Origin of the sequence: Delftia sp. UME58, from assembly GCF_014170385.1 — a bacterium.
Classification (GTDB): Bacteria; Pseudomonadota; Gammaproteobacteria; order Burkholderiales; family Burkholderiaceae_C; genus Comamonas; species Comamonas acidovorans.
Genome location: NZ_LZZV01000018.1, coordinates 1 through 1,004 on the forward strand (window position 1 = coordinate 1; position 1,004 = coordinate 1,004).

Genomic DNA, 1,004 nt, shown 5'->3' on the forward strand with positions numbered 1-1,004 from the left:
CCGCAGACCATGCCGTCGGCATCGCCCAGGTGCACCATCATCGCGCCGATCAAGGTCAGGCGGCGGCGCATTTCCACGCGCGCCATTTCCTTGGTGATGCCGCGGCGGCACATCAGTTCCCAGTACGTCGTCCAGTACTGGTGGAAGCGTTCGTCGTATTCGGGGTTGGTCACTTCGACATCTTCGCCCAGGCGCAGACGCAAGCCGAGCTTCTCGATGCGCGACAGCAGCACGGCCGGACGGCCCACCAGGATGGGACGGGCCAGGCCTTCGTCCACCACCACCTGCACGGCGCGCAGCACGCGTTCGTCTTCACCTTCGGTGAACACGATGCGGGCCGGGCCGCCTTCACGCACAATGCGCTTGGCTGCCGAGAACAACGGCTTCATGAACGCGCCCGAGTGGTACACGAACTGCTGCAGCTGCTCTTCGTAGGCTTCCAGGTCGGCCAGCGGGCGCGTGGCCACGCCGCCGTCCATCGCCGCCTTGGCCACCGCCGGCGCGATGCGCACGATCAGGCGCGGATCGAACGGCTTGGGGATCAGGTATTCCGGGCCGAACGAGATATCAAACGTGCCGTAGGCCGCGGCCACGACTTCGTTCTGCTCTTCCTGCGCCAGTTGGGCGATGGCATACACCGCCGCCATTTCCATTTCACGCGTGATGGTGGTTGCGCCCACGTCCAGCGCGCCGCGGAAGATGTACGGGAAGCACAGCACGTTGTTGACCTGGTTCGGGTAGTCCGAACGGCCCGTGGCCATGACCACGTCGTCGCGCACGCCGTGCGCCACTTCCGGCAGGATTTCCGGCGTGGGGTTGGCCAGCGCCAGGATCAGCGGGCGCGAACCCATCGCGGCGACCATTTCGGGCTTGAGCACGCCGCCTGCCGACAGGCCCAGGAACACGTCGGCATCCTGGATCACTTCGGCCAGCTTGCGGGCCTCCGTCTTTTGCGCAAAGCGCGCCTTGTCCGGATCCATCAGCACGGTGCGGCCTTCGAAGAC

1 protein-coding gene is annotated in these 1,004 nt (G+C 66.0%); it reads right to left on the minus strand.

What is annotated here, in order from left to right; genetic code table 11:
* Nucleotides 1–1,004, minus strand: a 1,004-nt coding sequence (locus tag A9976_RS07195) for a phosphate acyltransferase (protein WP_259649134.1), incomplete at both ends; no start/stop codon positions are given.